General features: G+C 53.9%; 13 protein-coding genes. 8 read left to right on the top strand and 5 right to left on the bottom strand.

Annotation, left to right across the window (positions count from 1 at the left end):
• Positions 1-128: 128 nt before the first annotated feature.
• The 5 genes from infA to trxB all read right to left on the bottom strand — a co-directional run bounded on the left by infA (position 129) and on the right by trxB (position 6,018).
• A complete protein-coding gene (gene infA / locus ABIB59_RS05145) occupies positions 129-347 on the bottom strand; it encodes a translation initiation factor IF-1 (RefSeq protein WP_001040187.1) in 219 nt (72 codons plus the stop codon).
• Positions 348-635: 288 nt separating this feature from the next.
• Entirely contained in the window at positions 636-1,337 is a 702-nt protein-coding gene (gene aat, locus ABIB59_RS05155; protein WP_071196081.1) for a leucyl/phenylalanyl-tRNA--protein transferase, read from the bottom strand.
• Between the two features lie 111 nt (positions 1,338-1,448).
• Positions 1,449-3,170 carry a heme ABC transporter ATP-binding protein/permease CydC gene (gene cydC / locus ABIB59_RS05160; protein ID WP_071196082.1) on the bottom strand — a complete coding sequence of 574 codons (1,722 nt, stop codon included), beginning with the start codon at positions 3,168-3,170 and terminating at the stop codon, positions 1,449-1,451.
• Positions 3,171-4,937, bottom strand: a complete 1,767-nt coding sequence (gene cydD, locus ABIB59_RS05165) for a heme ABC transporter permease/ATP-binding protein CydD (protein ID WP_354034313.1) — start codon at positions 4,935-4,937, stop codon at positions 3,171-3,173.
• A 115-nt stretch (positions 4,938-5,052) separates the two neighbouring features.
• Positions 5,053-6,018: a thioredoxin-disulfide reductase gene (gene trxB / locus ABIB59_RS05170; RefSeq protein ID WP_039078531.1), complete on the bottom strand. Its 966-nt coding sequence runs from the start codon at positions 6,016-6,018 to the stop codon at positions 5,053-5,055.
• Between the two features lie 553 nt (positions 6,019-6,571).
• Here trxB and lrp point away from each other — a divergent pair.
• From lrp to ABIB59_RS05210, 8 genes are all read left to right on the top strand, one after another.
• A complete protein-coding gene (lrp, locus tag ABIB59_RS05175) occupies positions 6,572-7,066 on the top strand; it encodes a leucine-responsive transcriptional regulator Lrp (RefSeq protein ID WP_000228469.1) in 495 nt (164 codons plus the stop codon).
• 110 nt (positions 7,067-7,176) lie between these two features.
• Complete coding sequence (locus tag ABIB59_RS05180; protein ID WP_222555748.1) at positions 7,177-10,836, top strand: DNA translocase FtsK 4TM domain-containing protein; 3,660 nt, start codon at positions 7,177-7,179, stop codon at positions 10,834-10,836.
• 119 nt (positions 10,837-10,955) lie between these two features.
• Complete coding sequence (lolA, locus tag ABIB59_RS05185; RefSeq protein WP_071196086.1) at positions 10,956-11,567, top strand: outer membrane lipoprotein periplasmic chaperone LolA; 612 nt, start codon at positions 10,956-10,958, stop codon at positions 11,565-11,567.
• A gap of 9 nt (positions 11,568-11,576) precedes the next feature.
• Complete coding sequence (gene rarA, locus ABIB59_RS05190) at positions 11,577-12,920, top strand: replication-associated recombination protein RarA (RefSeq protein WP_039078534.1); 1,344 nt, start codon at positions 11,577-11,579, stop codon at positions 12,918-12,920.
• 93 nt (positions 12,921-13,013) lie between these two features.
• Entirely contained in the window at positions 13,014-14,306 is a 1,293-nt protein-coding gene (serS, locus tag ABIB59_RS05195; RefSeq protein ID WP_039078535.1) for a serine--tRNA ligase, read from the top strand.
• Positions 14,307-14,499: 193 nt separating this feature from the next.
• Complete coding sequence (gene dmsA, locus ABIB59_RS05200) at positions 14,500-16,944, top strand: dimethylsulfoxide reductase subunit A (RefSeq protein WP_222555750.1); 2,445 nt, start codon at positions 14,500-14,502, stop codon at positions 16,942-16,944.
• Between the two features lie 10 nt (positions 16,945-16,954).
• A complete protein-coding gene (locus ABIB59_RS05205) occupies positions 16,955-17,572 on the top strand; it encodes a DMSO/selenate family reductase complex B subunit (protein ID WP_222555751.1) in 618 nt (205 codons plus the stop codon).
• Between the two features lies 1 nt (position 17,573).
• On the top strand, positions 17,574-18,437 hold the full coding sequence (locus ABIB59_RS05210; RefSeq protein WP_108701732.1) for a dimethyl sulfoxide reductase anchor subunit family protein: 864 nt from the start codon (positions 17,574-17,576) through the stop codon (positions 18,435-18,437).
• Positions 18,438-18,709: the final 272 nt, after the last annotated feature.

Consider the following 18,709-nt stretch of genomic DNA (forward strand, 5'->3'; position numbering starts at 1 on the left):
TTTATGCGTAGCATACTGGTGTTGATGTTGGCATCATCCCCGAAAAGCGGGGCGCATCGTATTCGGAAACGAAAAAAGCCGGACTGCGCGTCCGGCTCTCAAATTCTTGCACGTGCGTGCTTCAATAATTAACGGCTACGGAAGACAATGCGGCCTTTGCTCAGGTCGTACGGGGTCAGCTCAACTGTCACTTTGTCGCCCGTCAGAATGCGGATGTAGTTTTTACGCATTTTACCGGAGATATGCGCAGTGACCACGTGACCGTTTTCCAGTTCTACGCGGAACATAGTATTAGGCAACGTTTCCAGAACGGTGCCCTGCATTTCAATATTGTCTTCTTTGGCCATCTAATCCTCGGGGGTATCACTACCATATTTTTTTGAACCGGCAAGATAATGCCGAAGTTCGTCTGTTAAGTAAAGATTTGTGCGATAAAACGCAGCAAAGCGGCTTTTGCGCATTACCCTCACGCCACACTCACGGCACGCAATATGCGCAACGTGTAAAGGGGAACGAAGAAGGAAATGAAGGACGTCCCTGATACAAGCTTTCCCGAATGGTGGCGGGGTAACAGGCAGAAGCTGCTCTGAGCGTCCATTATAACACCCTGATAAAAAATGTGCCGAAAACATTCATCAGGCGGGTAAAAACAGTTCCCTGGGCACCCAGAAATGGGAAGGGAGCTTTTGCAAACGGAGCTCTCTAAGCCATTCAAGGTACTCGCGCCGCGGAATTTCCACAGCGCCCAGCGAGGCGGTATGCGAGTTCAGCACCTGGCAATCAATCAATTGACCCCCATCGCGAGCGAAGGCATGGCTGAACACCATTAACGCAGTTTTGGATGCATTAACGCGGCGGCTGAACATCGACTCGCCGCAAAACAATCTCCCCTGCGATACGCCGTACATGCCTCCGACCAGTTCATCCTCCTCCCAGACTTCAATTGAATGGGCATGTCCTAACTCATGCAGTCGGTGATAAGCCAGCACCACATCCGGTGTAATCCAGGTTCCCTCATCACGATCCTCTGTGCAGCCGTCGATTACCCGCCCAAAGGCATGATTGATCGTAACGCGATAGGGGGAGGATTTGTGAAAACGCTTCATACTACGGCTGACATGAAACTCTGTCGGCCACAGCACGGCACGTGGATCTGGCGACCACCAGAGAATGGGATCGCCTGGCGAAAACCACGGGAAGATACCGCGTTGATACGCCATCAGGAGACGGGCAGGGCTAAGATCCCCACCCAGTGCCAACAAGCCATTTGGTTCACGCAACGCCGCTTCCGGCGAAGGGAACGCAAGGGTATGACGAGACAGCTGGACCAGGCGCATGACACAACGCTCCACAACGCAACAAGGAATACCCCATATATATCGTCACATCCGGCACAGCACTTTAGAATCACCCCTTAATGGGCGGCTGAAAATGACGACATCCATAGACTACAGACGTTGCTTAAACTGGTAGTATCGACCCTGTTTTGCCATTAACGCTGCGTGATTACCTTGCTCAATTATTTGTCCGTTGTCCATCACAATTATCTGATCAAAGCGACTCAGTCCACGCAGGCGATGTGTCACCATAAGCACGGTTTTTTTCTGCATCACTTCTTCAAGTAACTCAAGGATTTGGCTCTCCGTGGCAGCATCAAGCCCCTCGGTCGGCTCATCCAGCAGGACCAGCGGCGCATCGTGCAATAACGCTCGTGCGATAGCCAGACGGCGAAGCTCACCGCCGGACAGTTGACGACCGCCTTCACCCAGCCAGGCATTCAGGCCGCTGTCATCGAGTAATTTCTCAAGACCCGTGCGGGTAAGTACATCAGCCAGCGCCTCATCAGTTGCCTGCGGTGCGGCTAACAGCAGGTTATCGCGCAGCGTTGCGCTGAACAGATGCACACGTTGCGGTACCATACTGATACTCGCACGTAGCGCCGTTTCCCCGTATTGAGTCAGTGGCACTCCGTTGAGTAATACTTCTCCGTGCTGCGGGTCCCAGGCACGTGTTAATAGCTGTAGCAGCGTTGATTTACCACACCCTGTACGCCCCAGCACAGCAACATGTTCGCCAGCGGCAATAGACAGGCTAATGCCATCCAGCGCCTTTTGCGGTTGCTCAGGATAGCTAAATGAGATGTCCTGCAGGTTGACATTGACCGCAGTGGGGGCCATCGCTGAGGTTTGCGGGAACTGCACTTCCGGCGGACAGTCGGTAATTTGCGTAATCCGTATCGCCGAGGCGATAACTTGTCCAAGGTGTTGGAATGCACCGGTAACCGGGGCCAGCGCTTCAAAAGCCGCTAAAGCACAGAACACGAAAAGGGCAATAAGCGCACCTGGCTGCGTGTTATCGCCCACGCCGCCTGCGGCGAACCACAGCATAGTCAGCACTGCAATCGCGCCAATCAGTAACATCACTGCCTGGGACGCGGCGGTCAGATCGGACTGGCGACGCTGGGCGTCATGCCAGCTTAGTTCCGTATTTTCCATCTGTTCGCGGTAGCGCTGGCTGGCGCCGAAAATCGTGAGTTCCGCCTGGCCCTGTAGCCAGGTGGTTAACTGCTGACGGTATTGTCCGCGAAGCTGCGTCAGATTTTCGCCGGTGGGTTTCCCGGCACGATAAAAGAGCGGCGGCAGGATAATCAGCGTAGCCAGCATAATTCCACCCAGCATCAGCGCCAGTGGAACATCCAGTACGCTTAGCCCGACGGTGACCACAACAATCACCACAAGAGCGCCAACAAGAGGTGAAATCACGCGTAGATACAAGTGGTCAAGCGTGTCGACATCCGCAACCACGCGATTGAGTAACTCTCCCTGGCGAAAACGTGACAGGCCGGCAGGAGAGAGCGGCAGCAGTTTGCTGAATGTGGTGACGCGCAGATGTTGCAGCACGCGGAAGGTTGCATCGTGGCTGACCAGCCGTTCAAAATAGCGCCCGGCGGTACGGGTAATCGCGGCACCGCGAACCCCTGCAGCCGGGAGCATGTAATTAAAGCTGTAGAGTCCGGCGGCGCCGACCACCGCGGATGCCGATAAAAACCATCCGGACAATGTCAGCAGGCCGATACTGGCCAGTAGTGTGACAATCGCGAGGATCACACCCAGCAACAGCAGCCAGAAGTGGCGTTTATACAGAGCGAGATAGGGCAGAAGTGCGCGCATTTAAATCTCCTCCTGGCGACGGGCGAGGAGCGCGGCAAAGGCTCCCTGCGCTGTGGAGAGTTCCGCGAAAGCCCCCTGTTCGATGATTTTTCCGTCATCCATGACCCATATGGCGCTCCAGTCGGCCAGCCCTTCTAACTGATGTGTCACCATCAGCGTTGTCTGGTTCAGTGAGGCATCATTAAGCGCTTGCATCACGCGCTGTTCACTGTGCGCGTCAAGGCTGGCGGCGGGTTCATCGAGCAGCAATAGCTGGCATCGGTTAAGCAGGGCGCGGGCAACCGCAACGCGCTGAGCCTGGCCTACGGAAAGACGCGTTCCCTGATCGCCACAAGCTGTTTCCAGCCCTTGTGGTAAGAGCGGTAAAAATTCGCTCACCCAGGCTTTATCCAGCACGGACTGCAATTCAGCGGCGCTGGCATCCGGGCGAGACAGGAGGATATTTTCCCGTAATGTGGTGGCCGGAAGCTGCGGGTTTTGCCCGACCCAACTGATAAGCTGACGCCAGCTCTCCGGGGCCAGGTCTCGTAACTCAATGCCATTTATCCGCAGGGAGCCCTCATACGGCAGGAACCCGGAAAGGGCATTCATCAGCGAACTCTTACCGGAGCCGCTTTTCCCCACCAGCACCACGCGCTGACCGGCTGGCAGCGTAAAGTTCAGTGGCCCGGCAAGGACGCTGCCTTCTGGCGATTTGAGAACCAGATCTTCCGCTGTGATGCTCACCGCCTCATCCGCTTTCAGCGTGATATCGCCACGCTGCGGATGGGCAAGTGGCGCTTCCATAAAGGTTTTCAGGCTGTCGGCGGCACCAATAGCCTGGGCTTTCGCGTGATAGAACGTCCCCAGATCGCGCAGCGGCTGGAAGAACTCCGGAGCCAGAATCAGGGCCAGGAAACCGGCAAACAGCGTTACGCCCGTGCCGTAATGGCCAAAATTGAGTTCGCCCAGGTAAGAGAAGCCAAAATAGACGGCCACCAGAGCGATGGACAACGAGGTGAAAAACTCCAGCACGCCGGAGGAGAGAAACGCCATACGCAGGACTTCCATCGTACGGCTGCGAAAATCCTCTGAGGCCTGACGAATATTTTCTGTCTCCGCTGCGCCACGATCGAAGATACGCAGCGTCTCCATGCCGCGTAAGCGGTCAAGGAAATGGCCGCTCAGGCGCGCCAGTGCTTTGAAGTTGCGTCGGTTCGCATCGGCTGCGCCCATCCCCACCATCGCCATAAAGATCGGAATGAGCGGCGCGGTTGCCAGCAGAATCAAGGCTGCGGCCCAGTTAATTGGAAAGAGGGTAATGACAATCAGCAACGGTACACTGGCTGCCAGTGCCATCTGAGGCAGATAACGTGCATAAAAATCATGCATATCGTCGATTTGCTCGAGGATAAGCGTAGCCCAACTGCCTGCGGGCTTACCCTGAATCCACGCTGGACCAGCTTGCTGTAACCTGTCGAGCACCTGACGGCGTATTTCGAAACGGATGTGGACGCCGGCATGAAAACCGACGCGCTCACGCAACCAGACGACCCAACTGCGTAAAACAAAAATCAGCACCAACAAGGCAAAAGGCAGCAGCAATGCTTCGCGCGGGATATTTTCCATAATCATATGATTCAGGATTTTGGCGAGTATCCAGGCCTGAGCAACGATAAGAACGCCACTCACCACGCCCAGCAGGCGAGACATCATAAGCCAGCGACGGGAAATGACACTTTGCTGTTTTAACCAGCGGGTTAACTCTTGTTGACGGGTTTTATTCATTGCGCGCTTTGCAGGTGAAGTTATCGGAATTTTTGAGCTTCGCAATGTTACATCGGCGCAAAAATAAAGGCGACTTATAGTCGCCTTATTTACCTTTGTTACTGAGTTGTAACGTTTATTTACTTTGTGCTAACCCATCAAGATAACGTTCTGCATCCAGTGCCGCCATACAGCCGGTACCGGCCGAGGTGATCGCCTGACGATAGATATGATCCATCACATCACCCGCAGCGAAAACGCCTGGAATACTGGTCTGGGTGGCATTGCCATGAATACCTGACTGTACTTTGATGTAGCCATTTTCCAGTTCAAGTTGACCATCAAAAATGGCGGTGTTCGGGCTGTGTCCAATAGCGACAAACAGGCCGGCGACATCCAGTGATTCAATATTATCCGCATTTTCGGTATCGCGAATGCGCAGACCGCTAACGCCCATCTGATCGCCCGTCACCTCTTCCAGGGTGCGGTTGGTGTGCAGCACGATATTGCCACTGGCCACTTTATCCATCAGACGTTTAATCAGGATTTTCTCCGCGCGGAAAGAATCACGACGGTGAATCAGATGTACCTCAGAGGCGATGTTTGCCAGGTACAGCGCTTCTTCAACGGCAGTATTACCCCCACCGATGACCGCGACTTTCTGATTGCGATAGAAGAAACCATCGCAGGTGGCGCAGGCAGAAACACCGCGGCCTTTAAATGCTTCCTCAGATGGCAGACCCAAATAACGCGCGGAGGCGCCGGTGGCGATAATCAACGCATCACAGGTATATTCGCCGCTATCACCGATAAGACGGAACGGACGGTTTTGCAGATCAACCTTATTGATATGATCGAACAAAATTTCGGTATCAAATTTTGCGGCATGTTCATGCATGCGCTCCATCAGGAGCGGCCCGGTCAGATCGTGCGGGTCGCCTGGCCAGTTTTCCACCTCAGTGGTCGTGGTGAGCTGACCGCCTTTCTCCATACCGGTAATTAACACCGGTTCCAGGTTTGCACGTGCAGCATAGACCGCAGCGGTGTATCCCGCAGGCCCTGAACCAAGGATAAGCAGCTTACTGTGTTTGGCCGTACCCATGAGATCCTCATTATTGTTTGGCAGACATTGGGCTGGATTGTAGGGAATTTGCAGGCGTAAAAAAAGGGCACAGCGGTTTTGTTAACGATATGTGTAATAGATGGCACTAATCATTTAACGCTGAGTGAGATCCTAAATATAACTATTTCTACTGAAAAACGGGCCGTTATAAGGTGATTAAATGAGTATTGCCTAAGGGTGATGATGAATATCTGGCATGTTGTACTAAAAAAAGATGTTTTGCTTTGACAATCCCCTGCGCATTTGCGAAAACATCAAAGGAAGAAAAAAAGCAGTGTTTCACGCGTGATGCAAATTCATGCATGTAAATACCATTTTTACCGGGCTAGCGAAATCTACGCATGGCGTGGACAGACGCCATTCGTGATGTCGATAGCTGCCGTATGGCAACGGACTTCTTAATGCAGACCCTGGGATTACATGCGGCGTTATCGTTATTAACCCGCACGTAAAGCGACGGGCAAAGACCCTGAACAGTGAAGTGCACAGGGTCAAGACAGGAGTAGGGAAGGAATACAGAGAGACAATAATAATGGTAGATAGCAAGAAGCGCCCTGGCAAAGATCTCGACCGCATTGATCGTAATATTCTGAACGAATTGCAAAAAGATGGGCGTATTTCCAACGTCGAGCTTTCTAAACGAGTGGGACTTTCTCCTACGCCGTGCCTTGAGCGCGTGCGCAGGCTGGAAAGACAGGGTTTCATTCAGGGCTATACAGCGCTGCTGAACCCGCATTATCTGGATGCATCACTTCTGGTATTTGTTGAGATTACTCTGAATCGTGGCGCCCCGGATGTGTTTGAGCAATTTAACGCCGCAGTACAAAAACTTGAAGAAATTCAAGAGTGTCATTTGGTGTCCGGTGATTTCGACTACCTGTTGAAAACACGTGTGCCGGATATGTCTGCTTATCGCAAACTGCTAGGGGAAACCCTGCTGCGATTGCCGGGCGTGAATGACACCCGTACTTATGTGGTGATGGAAGAAGTCAAACAGAGCAACCGTCTGGTTATCAAGACGCGCTAATACGGAACAGGTGCAAAATCAGCTTTTTTTGATTACACTCCTGTTAATCCATACAGCAACAGTGCCGGGGTAACCCGGCGCTGTTGTCCGTTTTAGCTGGAGAGCCTTACTTGAGCCAGGAATACACAGAAGACAAAGAAGTCACACTAACCAAGCTAAGCAGCGGGCGTCGACTCCTTGAGGCGTTGCTGATCCTTGTTTCTCTGTTTGCCGTCTGGTTAATGGCGGCCCTCATTAGTTTTAATCCTTCCGATCCCAGTTGGTCGCAAACCGCGTGGCATGAACCCATACATAATCTGGGTGGCGCACCGGGAGCGTGGCTCGCGGATACGTTATTCTTCATTTTCGGTGTAATGGCTTACACCCTGCCGGTGATTATCATCGGTGGTTGCTGGTTTGCTTATCGACATCGTGCCAATGAAGACTTTATCGATTATTTCGCCGTTTCATTACGTCTTATTGGCGCGCTGGCGCTGATCCTGACCTCTTGCGGTCTGGCGGCTATCAACGCTGACGATATCTGGTATTTCGCCTCTGGCGGCGTCATCGGTAGTTTGCTGAGCACAACGTTGCAACCGTTGCTGCATAGCAGCGGGGGCACCATCGCCTTATTGTGTGTCTGGGCAGCCGGGCTCACACTGTTTACCGGCTGGTCCTGGGTGACCATTGCTGAAAAACTCGGTGGCATTATCCTCGGTATTCTCACCTTCGCCAGTAATCGCACGCGCCGTGACGATACCTGGGTTGATGAAGAGGAATATGAAGAAGAGGAGTACGACGACGAGCCCGCAGCCCCGCGCGAATCGCGTCGTGCCCGTATTCTGCGTGGAGCACTGGCGCGCCGTAAACGCGTCGCGGAGAAATTCGCCAACCCGCTTGGCCGTAAAACCGACGCAGCATTGTTCTCCGGAAAACGGATGGATGATGATGAAGAGGAGATTGCCTACAGTGCCCGCGGTGTCGCAGCAGATGCTGATGATGTCCTGTTTTCTGGCCATAGAGCCACACAACCGGATATCGACGCTTACGATCCGCTGTTAAGCGGGCAACGCGCAACCGAACCTGTTTCAGCCGCCGCTGCAGCCATGACAGCGGCACAAGCGTATGCTGCGCCAGCCAGCCCGGTGGTCCAGCCCCCGGTGGAAACGCCGCCGTGGCAGCCAGCTTCTGGCGACTATGCGGCGCAATATGAGCCAGAGCCAGAGCAGGTTCCGCTTTCGCATTACGCCGCGCCTGCACAGAATAATGAGTGGCAGCCGGAAGCGCCGCCTGTTGCACCACAGCCGCAAGCATATCAGGCGTGGCAAGAGCCTCAATACGAAGAGCCCGCGCCAGCGCCGGAGATTGAGCCGGAAGCGGTAGAAGAGGTGAAGCAGACGCGCCCCCCACTTTACTATTTTGAAGAGGTTGAAGCCCAGCGAGCACGTGAGCGTGAACAGCTTGCCGCCTGGTATCAGCCCATCCCGGAGCCGGTACAAGAATCGACGCGTCCGGTCGCGCCAGCGATGCCTTCTATTCCTGCTGCGCCGACAACGCCTGTTGAACCCAGCGTTGTGCCGACAGTCGCGCCTGTTGCTGCAGGCGCGAAAGATGTCGCTGCGACAGCGGCAGTGGCTACTGCGCCGGTGTTTAGTCTTGCCGATGGCGGTGCTGCTCGTCCGCAGGTGAAAGAGGGCATTGGACCACAACTGCCGCGCCCGAACCGTGTCCGCGTGCCTACACGTCGTGAACTGGCTTCCTATGGCATCAAACTGCCATCGCAGCGCATGGCAGAAGAGCGCGCGCGTGAAGCCGGGCGCCAACAAAATGGTGCGCTGGATGATGACGATGCCGACATGCTGCAACAACATGAGTTGGCGCAACAGTTCGCGACGAGTCAGCAGAACCGCTATGGCGAGGAGTATCAGCACGATACGACAGCCCCTATTCTTGATGACAATGAGGCCGAAGAGGCTGAACTGGCGCGTCAGTTTGCCGCCACCCAGCAGCAGCGCTATTCCGGTGAACAGCCGACAGGGGCTCATGCCTTTTCAGCTGATGATTTTGCATTCTCGCCGTTTAAAGCGCTGGTGGATGATGGCCCTGGCGAGCCATTGTTTACGCCTGGCGTGATGCCAGAAGCTGAACCGCCAACGCAGCAGCCTGCTGTAAATTATACTGCTCAGCCTTCCGCGCCTGTCCATGCGCAACCTGCAGCGGTCAGACCACAAGCACCTGCGCCTCAGGAAAGCCTGATTCATCCGCTATTGATGCGTAACGGCGACAGCCGGCCGTTGCCAAAACCGACGACACTGCTGCCTTCGCTGGATTTGCTGACGCCACCGCCAGCTGAGGTTGAGCCGGTTGATACTTTCGCGCTGGAGCAAATGGCCCGTCTGGTGGAGGCGCGCCTGGCCGATTTCCGTATTAAAGCTGACGTGGTGAACTACTCTCCGGGTCCGGTGATTACACGTTTTGAACTGAACCTGGCGCCGGGCGTGAAAGCGGCACGAATTTCTAACCTGTCGCGTGACCTGGCGCGTTCCCTGTCGACCGCAGCGGTTCGTGTTGTAGAAGTGATTCCAGGTAAACCTTACGTTGGTCTGGAGTTACCGAACAAAAAGCGTCAGACCGTCTATCTGCGCGAAGTGCTGGACTGCGCGAAATTCCGCGAAAGCCCGTCGCCTTTGACCGTCGTGTTGGGCAACGATATCGGTGGCGAGCCGGTGATTGCTGATTTGGCCAAAATGCCCCATCTGTTAGTTGCGGGGACCACGGGTTCTGGTAAATCCGTTGGGGTTAACGCCATGATCCTCAGCATGCTCTACAAAGCGCAGCCGGAAGACGTGAAATTCATCATGATCGACCCGAAAATGCTGGAACTTTCCGTGTACGAAGGTATCCCGCATTTGCTGACAGAAGTGGTCACCGACATGAAAGACGCCGCCAACGCATTGCGCTGGAGCGTTAATGAGATGGAACGTCGGTACAAACTGATGTCGGCGCTTGGCGTGCGTAATCTCGCGGGTTATAACGACAAAATCGCCGAAGCGGCGAAAATGGGCCGTCCAATTCCGGATCCATACTGGAAACCGGGTGACAGCATGGCGATTGAGCATCCGGTGCTGGAAAAACTGCCGTACATCGTCGTGCTGGTCGATGAATTTGCCGACCTGATGATGACCGTAGGTAAAAAGGTGGAAGAGCTGATTGCCCGCCTGGCGCAGAAAGCGCGTGCTGCGGGTATTCACCTGGTGCTGGCGACGCAGCGTCCTTCTGTTGACGTTATCACCGGTCTGATTAAAGCCAACATCCCGACCCGTATTGCTTTTACCGTGTCGAGCAAAATCGACTCCCGTACCATCCTTGACCAGGGCGGTGCAGAATCGCTGCTGGGGATGGGGGATATGCTTTACTCAGGGCCAAACTCGACCATGCCGGTACGTGTCCATGGTGCGTTTGTGCGTGACCAGGAAGTGCATGCCGTGGTGCAGGATTGGAAAGCGCGCGGTCGTCCGCAATACGTTGACGGTATTACCTCTGATAGCGAAAGCGAAGGGGGCGGCGGCGGTGGTTTTGACGGCGGTGAAGAGCTGGATCCGTTATTCGACCAGGCGGTTAATTTCGTCACCGAAAAACGCAAGGCTTCTATCTCTGGCGTACAGCGTCAGTTCCGTATCGGTTATAACCGCGCGGCGCGTATCATTGAGCAAATGGAAGCGCAGGGCATCGTCAGCGAGCAGGGGCACAATGGTAACCGTGAGGTGTTAGCGCCTCCGCCGTTCGAGTGACTGCAAAGATCGGTAAAGCCGTAAAAATTCAGTCTTTTCTTCTGTCACTTGTGGCAATGAGCTTTTAGAGTGACAGAAGTGTTCTCCCGTACCGGGAGCGACGTTTTTGAGGAAAAACAATGAAAAAAATCGCGATAACCTGTGCGTTACTTGGCAGCTTTATGGTGAGCAGCGTGTGGGCGGATGCTTCCAGCGATCTGAAAAGCCGTCTCGACAAAGTGAACAGTTTCCATGCGAGTTTCACCCAAAAAGTGACGGACGGAAGCGGTGCGGCGGTACAGGAAGGTCAGGGCGATTTGTGGGTCAAGCGTCCAAATCTGTTCAACTGGCACATGACGCAACCCGATGAGAGTGTCCTTGTTTCCGATGGGAAAACATTGTGGTTCTACAACCCCTTTGTTGAGCAGGCTACGGCAACCTGGCTGAAAGATGCTACCAGCAACACACCGTTTATGCTGATTGCGCGTAACCAGAGTAGCGACTGGCAGCAGTACAATATTCAGCAGAACGGCGATGATTTTGTCCTGACACCAAAAAGCAGCAATGGCAACCTCAAGCAGTTCACGATCAACGTTGGCAGTGATGGCACCATTCACCAGTTCAGCGCGATTGAGCAGGATGACCAGAAAAGTAACTACCAGCTAAAAGCCCAGCAAAATGGCACGGTAGATGCTGCTAAGTTTACCTTTACTCCACCAAAAGGCGTAACGGTCGACGATCAACGTAAGTAAGAGGCATGCGTGAGCAATCTGTCGCTCGATTTTTCCGACAATGCGTTTCAACCTCTGGCCGCGCGTATGCGGCCAGAAAATTTGGCGCAATATATAGGTCAGCAACATTTGCTGGCTCCGGGTAAACCCCTGCCTCGGGCGATTGAAGCCGGTCATCTGCATTCGATGATTTTGTGGGGACCGCCCGGAACGGGAAAAACGACGCTGGCAGAGGTGATTGCCCGCTATGCCAGTGCCGATGTTGAACGCATTTCTGCGGTCACGTCGGGCGTGAAAGAGATTCGTGAAGCTATTGAGCGAGCCCGGCAAAATCGCAATGCGGGGCGTCGCACGATCCTGTTTGTTGATGAAGTCCATCGCTTTAACAAAAGCCAGCAGGATGCCTTTTTACCCCATATTGAAGACGGTACGATCACTTTCATTGGTGCTACCACCGAAAATCCCTCTTTCGAACTCAATTCCGCTTTGCTCTCTCGTGCGCGCGTCTATCTGCTGAAATCTTTGACGACAGCGGATATTGAACAGGTATTAACGCAAGCAATGGAAGATAAGGCGCGGGGCTATGGCGGTCAGGATATTTCTCTGCCGGATGAGACCCGTCGCGCGATTGCTGAGCTGGTCAACGGCGATGCGCGCCGGGCGCTTAATACGCTGGAAATGATGGCCGACATGGCTGAACTGGATGACTCCGGTAAGCGCGTCCTGCAACCCTCGCTTCTGACGGAGATTGCCGGTGAGCGCAGTGCGCGTTTTGATAACAAAGGCGACCGTTTCTACGATTTGATCTCAGCGCTGCATAAGTCGGTGCGCGGTAGTGCGCCAGATGCGGCGTTGTACTGGTATGCACGTATTATCAGCGCCGGGGGCGATCCCTTGTACGTGGCGCGCCGCTGTCTGGCGATTGCGTCTGAAGATGTTGGTAACGCCGATCCGCGCGCGATGCAGGTGGCTATTTCGGCCTGGGATTGTTTCACCCGCGTTGGGCCTGCGGAGGGTGAACGGGCCATTGCGCAGGCGATTGTTTATCTGGCCTGTGCCCCGAAAAGTAATGCGGTTTATACCGCCTTCAAAGCCGCACTGGCTGATGCGCGCGAACGTCCGGATTACGACGTTCCCGTCCATTTACGTAATGCGCCAACCAAACTGATGAAAGAGATGGGTTATGGTCAGGAGTATCGCTATGCTCATGACGAACCCAATGCCTATGCGGCTGGCGAGTCTTATTTCCCCGAAGAGTTAGCACAAACACGCTATTATCATCCGACAAACAGAGGCCTTGAAGGCAAGATTGGCGAAAAGCTCGCCTGGCTCGCTGAACAGGATCATAAAAGCCCCACAAAACGCTATCGCTGAGAGTGGCGTTGCGGTAATGTTGTCGGTGTATCTCTGTGGCCGCAGGCTGCGGTCACTTTCTCATTTTTTCAATTCGATAAGCACAGGATAAGCATGCTCGATCCCAATCTGCTGCGTACCGAGCCAGACGCAGTCGCAGAAAAACTGGCACGCCGGGGCTTTAAGCTGGATGTAGATAAATTGCGCGCTCTTGAAGAACGTCGCAAAGTTTTGCAGGTAAACACCGAAAACCTGCAGGCAGAGCGTAACTCGCGATCGAAATCCATCGGCCAGGCGAAAGCGCGCGGGGAAGACATTGAGCCATTACGCCTGGAAGTGAACAAACTGGGTGAACAACTGGACGCGGCGAAAGCCGAGCTGGAAACGCTGCTGGCGGAAATCCGTGATATCGCCCTGGCAATCCCCAACATTCCGGATGACAGCGTTCCGGTTGGTAAAGATGAAAACGACAACGTTGAAGTGAAACGCTGGGGTACGCCGCGTCAGTTCGACTTTGAAATTCGTGACCATGTCTCGCTCGGCGAAATGCACGCGGGGCTGGATTTTGCTGCAGCGGTTAAACTGACCGGCTCCCGTTTTGTGGTGATGAAAGGTCAAATCGCTCACCTGCATCGTGCACTGGCGCAGTTTATGCTCGACCTGCATACCGAGCAGCACGGCTATAGCGAGACCTATGTTCCGTATCTGGTTAACCAGGATACGCTGTACGGTACGGGGCAATTGCCGAAGTTCGCGGGCGATCTGTTCCACACGCGTCCGCTGGAGGAAGAAGCTGACAGCAGTAACTATGCGCTGATTCCGACCGCAGAAGTGCCGCTGACTAACCTTGTTCGCGATGAAATCATCGACGAAGACGACTTGCCGATTAAGCTGACGGCGCATTCACCATGCTTCCGTTCAGAAGCCGGTTCTTATGGTCGTGATACGCGCGGTCTGATCCGTATGCACCAGTTCGACAAAGTCGAGATGGTACAGATTGTTCGTCCGGAAGACTCTATGGCCGCACTCGAAGAGATGACCGGTCACGCGGAAAAAGTGCTGGAGCTGCTCGGCCTGCCGTACCGTCGTGTTGCACTCTGCACGGGTGACATGGGTTTTGGTGCCTGCAAAACGTTCGACCTGGAAGTGTGGGTGCCGGCGCAAAATACCTATCGCGAAATCTCCTCCTGCTCCAACGTCTGGGACTTCCAGGCGCGCCGTATGCAGGCTCGTTGCCGTAGCAAATCCGATAAAAAAACACGCCTGGTACATACCCTGAACGGGTCCGGTCTGGCGGTCGGTCGTACGCTGGTTGCGGTGCTGGAAAACTATCAGCAAGCCGACGGGCGGATTGAGATCCCGGAAGTCCTGCGTCCTTATATGCGTGGGCTTGAGTATATCGGCTAGCACTCCCGTCTTATAAAAAGCGCCTGCGGGCGCTTTTTTTTGCCCACCTTGATTCCCGACAATAACCTCACTTTTAATAAGATTAATATTCACTTTGCCGAATCAGAATAAATCACTAAAAAGTTGAGATTTCGTTATATAGAAAATTATATATCGGACTCGCATTTTAATTTTGTAAGCAAAGTGAGTACATATGAAAACTAAGACCCCCGATACACTACTCGGTGTGGAGGTGAGTCGACGTGGGCTGATGAGAACAACCGCTATTGGCGGGCTCGCGGCGGCAGGAAGCGCCTTCACTTTACCTTTTTCCCGACTCGTCAGCGCCGCTGACGCCATTTCTCCACCTTCCACCAGTGAAAAAGTTGTCTGGAGTGCCTGTACGGTCAACTGCGGTAGCCGATGCCCGCTGCGCATGCATGTCGTGGATGGCGAGATTAAATACGTCGAAACTGATAATACAGGCGATGATAACTACGATGGATTGCATCAGGTTCGCGCCTGCCTTCGTGGCCGCTCAATGCGCCGTCGTGTCTACAACCCCGATCGTCTGAAATATCCGATGAAGCGCGTTGGCAAACGCGGCGAAGGTAAATTCGAGCGAATCAGTTGGGAAGAAGCATACGACACAATCGCGCAGAATATGACGCGTCTTATTAAAGACTACGGTAACGAATCCATCTATCTGAATTATGGTACCGGTACGCTGGGCGGCACAATGACGCGTTCGTGGCCACCGGGAAAAACGTTGGTGGCACGCCTGATGAACTGTTGTGGCGGTTACCTTAACCATTATGGCGACTACTCCTCGGCACAAATTGCTGCGGGGCTTAATTACACTTACGGTGGCTGGGCGGCGGGTAACAGTCCGTCAGATATCGAAAACAGCAAACTGGTCGTGCTATTTGGTAACAACCCTGGCGAAACGCGTATGAGCGGTGGTGGGGTGACCTATTATCTTGAACAGGCGAGGGCAAAATCGAATGCCCGAATGATTATCGTCGATCCGCGTTATACCGATACCGGCGCAGGGCGTGAAGATGAGTGGATCCCCATTCGTCCCGGTACAGACGCCGCACTGGTAAATGGCATTGCATGGGTGCTGATTACGGAAAACCTTGTTGATCAGCCATTCCTCGATAAGTACTGCGTTGGTTACGACGAAAAAACGTTGCCAGCCAGTGCACCTGCCAATGGTCATTACAAAGCCTATATTCTTGGGCAGGGGAAAGACGGTGTGGCCAAAACGCCTGAGTGGGCGTCGACAATTACCGGTGTGCCTGCTGAGCGTATTGTGAAGCTGGCACGAGAAATCGGTAGCACCAAACCCGCGTTTATCAGCCAGGGATGGGGGCCACAGCGCCATGCCAACGGTGAGATTGCGACCCGTGCAATTTCAATGCTGGCTATCCTGACAGGCAATGTCGGGATCCATGGCGGCAACACAGGGGCGCGCGAGGGGTCTTATGCCCTGCCATTCGAACGGATGCCGACGCTGAACAATCCGGTACAAACCAGTATTTCCATGTTCTTATGGACGGATGCCATTGAGCGCGGGCCTGAGATGACGGCGCTGCGTGATGGTGTGCGCGGCAAAGAGAAGCTGGACGTGCCGATTAAGATGATCTGGAACTATGCTGGTAACTGCCTCATCAATCAGCATTCAGATATCAACCGTACGCATAACATCCTGCAGGATGATAAAAAATGCGAGCTGATTGTGGTGATTGATTGCCATATGACGTCATCAGCAAAATATGCCGATATTTTGCTACCAGATTGCACGGCGTCTGAGCAGATGGACTTCGCGCTTGATGCCTCCTGCGGCAATATGTCTTACGTCATTTTTAATGATCAGGTCATCAAGCCGCGTTTCGAGTGTAAAACCATCTACGACATGATGTCCGGGCTGGCAAAACGTCTTGGCGTTGAGCAGCAGTTTACCGAAGGTCGCACGCAGGAAGAGTGGATGCGTCACCTGCACGCGCTTTCACGCAAAGCGATCCCGGATTTGCCGGATTTTGACACCTTCCGTCAGCAGGGAATGTTCAAACAGCGCGATCCGGATGGGCACTACGTCGCCTATAAAGGGTTCCGCGACGATCCACAGGCCAACCCGCTGACCACACCGTCAGGTAAGATCGAGATCTATTCAGAAGCGCTGGCAACGATCGCGGCAACCTGGGAATTACCGGAAGGCGATGTTATCGACCCGCTGCCGATTTATACCCCTGGGTTTGAGAGTTACAACGATCCGCTGAACAAGACATTCCCCTTACAGCTTACTGGTTTCCACTATAAGTCCCGTACGCACTCAACCTATGGCAACGTTGATATATTGAAAGCGGCCTGTCGACAGGAGATGTGGATCAACCCGATTGATGCGCGCAAACGTGGGATAAGCAACGGTGATCGCGTACGCATTTTTAACGATCGTGGCGAAGTTCATATTGAAGCGAAGGTGACGCCGCGCATGATGCCGGGCGTCGTTGCGTTGAGCGAGGGCGCCTGGTATGCGCCGGATGCGAAAGGCATAGACCAGGCGGGTAGTATCAATGTCCTGACGACTCAGCGTCCTTCACCGTTGGCGAAGGGTAACCCATCGCACACTAACCTTGTTCAGGTCGAGAAGGCGTAAGGAGTAAAAGATGGCTACGCAATATGGATTTTATATCGACTCCGCACGCTGCACCGGCTGCAAAACCTGTGAGCTTGGGTGTAAGGATTACAAGAACTTAACCCCGGATGTCAGCTTCCGCCGCATTTACGAATACGCGGGGGGAGACTGGCAAGAGGATAACGGTGTCTGGCACCAGAACGTTTTCGCCTATTACCTCTCCATCGCCTGTAACCACTGCGAGGATCCGGCCTGTACTAAAGTCTGCCCCAGCGGGGCGATGCACAAACGCGAAGATGGCTTTGTGGTGGTGGACGAAGATATCTGCATCGGCTGTCGTTACTGCCATATGGCCTGCCCGTACGGCGCGCCGCAGTTCAACGCCGAAAAAGGCCATATGACCAAGTGCGACGGCTGCTACAGTCGTGTCGCCGAGGGCCATAAGCCGATTTGCGTGGAATCCTGCCCGCTGCGTGCGCTGGACTTCGGCCCCATTGAAGAACTGCGTAAAAAATACGGTGAGCTGGCGGCTGTCGCCCCGCTCCCGGCGTCGCACTTCACCAAACCGTGCATTGTGATTAAACCTAACGCCAACAGCCGCCCGACAGGGGATACCACCGGCTATCTGGCAAACCCGCGGGAGGTGTGAGATGGGTAACGGATGGCATGAATGGCCGCTGATGATCTTCACTGTCCTTGGCCAGTGTGTGGTGGGTGGCTTCATTGTACTGGCTGTGGCGCTCCTGAAAGGAGATGCTCACTCCGGGACGCAGCAACGTATTGTCCGCGTGATGTTCGGTCTGTGGGTACTGATGGGTATTGGTTTTATTGCATCAATGCTGCACCTTGGTACGCCAATGCGGGCGCTGAACTCCCTTAACCGGGTCGGCTCCTCAGCGTTAAGCAATGAAATTGCCTCAGGATCGCTGTTTTTTGCTGTGGGTGGTATCGGTTGGCTGCTGGCTATGGCAGGAAAGTTGTCGCAGGGTTTGCGCCAGCTGTGGCTCATTGTGACGGCAGTACTGGGCGTGGTGTTTGTCTGGATGATGGTGCGCGTATACAACACCATTGATACGGTACCGACCTGGTACACGCTCTGGACGCCGCTCAGTTTCTTCCTGACGCTATTCATTGGCGGCCCGCTACTTGGCTATTTGTTGCTGCGCATAGTGGGCGTTGAAGGCTGGGCAATGCGACTGCTGCCAGTGATTACTTTGCTTGCACTGGTTGCCAGTATGGTTGTCGTGCTGATACAGGGAAGTGAACTTGCGTCTGTTCATAGCTCCGTCCAGCAGGCGTCTGCGCTGGTACCGGATTACGGGGCGTTAATGGCATGGCGCGTCGTTGCGCTGGTCCTGGCTGTAGTATGCTGGGTGGCACCGCAACTGAAAGGCCACTACCCGGCGGTCCCGTTACTGAGTCTGGCATTTGTCCTGGTGCTGGTGGGGGAAATGATTGGTCGTGGTGTATTTTACGGCCTGCACATGACCGTGGGTATGGCGGTGGCAGGGTAACGTTGTAACAGCCGGGGCGGAAGTCCCGGCTTTTCAGGGCTGTTTTCACAAGAAATCATCATGAATTTTTTCAACTGAACCCTGTCGATGCCATTCTGATATAAGCCAGTCTAATCAATCACGTAATGAAACTTTTAACCCTACGGAAACTTCGCTGGATTAGTTTTATATATCGTCCTGGCGTAAAACGTACCGATGGATAAAAGTGGTAGATTGACAATGTTTTTGCCAGTGGCATGATGCGCACGAATCTTGAACTTCCTCACGGTTTT

It is taken from the genome of Citrobacter sp. UYEF32 (assembly GCF_040546205.1).
Lineage (GTDB): Bacteria > Pseudomonadota > Gammaproteobacteria > Enterobacterales > Enterobacteriaceae > Phytobacter > Phytobacter diazotrophicus.

Coding starts and splice junctions, on each gene's coding strand:
- ABIB59_RS05205 (WP_222555751.1), top strand. CDS start 16,955: ATGGCTACGCAATATGGATTTTATATCGACTCCGCACGCTGCACCGGC.
- serS (WP_039078535.1), top strand. CDS start 13,014: ATGCTCGATCCCAATCTGCTGCGTACCGAGCCAGACGCAGTCGCAGAA.
- lolA (WP_071196086.1), top strand. CDS start 10,956: ATGAAAAAAATCGCGATAACCTGTGCGTTACTTGGCAGCTTTATGGTG.
- infA (WP_001040187.1), bottom strand. CDS start 347: ATGGCCAAAGAAGACAATATTGAAATGCAGGGCACCGTTCTGGAAACG.
- cydD (WP_354034313.1), bottom strand. CDS start 4,937: ATGAATAAAACCCGTCAACAAGAGTTAACCCGCTGGTTAAAACAGCAA.
- aat (WP_071196081.1), bottom strand. CDS start 1,337: ATGCGCCTGGTCCAGCTGTCTCGTCATACCCTTGCGTTCCCTTCGCCG.
- lrp (WP_000228469.1), top strand. CDS start 6,572: ATGGTAGATAGCAAGAAGCGCCCTGGCAAAGATCTCGACCGCATTGAT.
- cydC (WP_071196082.1), bottom strand. CDS start 3,170: ATGCGCGCACTTCTGCCCTATCTCGCTCTGTATAAACGCCACTTCTGG.
- ABIB59_RS05210 (WP_108701732.1), top strand. CDS start 17,574: ATGGGTAACGGATGGCATGAATGGCCGCTGATGATCTTCACTGTCCTT.
- trxB (WP_039078531.1), bottom strand. CDS start 6,018: ATGGGTACGGCCAAACACAGTAAGCTGCTTATCCTTGGTTCAGGGCCT.
- dmsA (WP_222555750.1), top strand. CDS start 14,500: ATGAAAACTAAGACCCCCGATACACTACTCGGTGTGGAGGTGAGTCGA.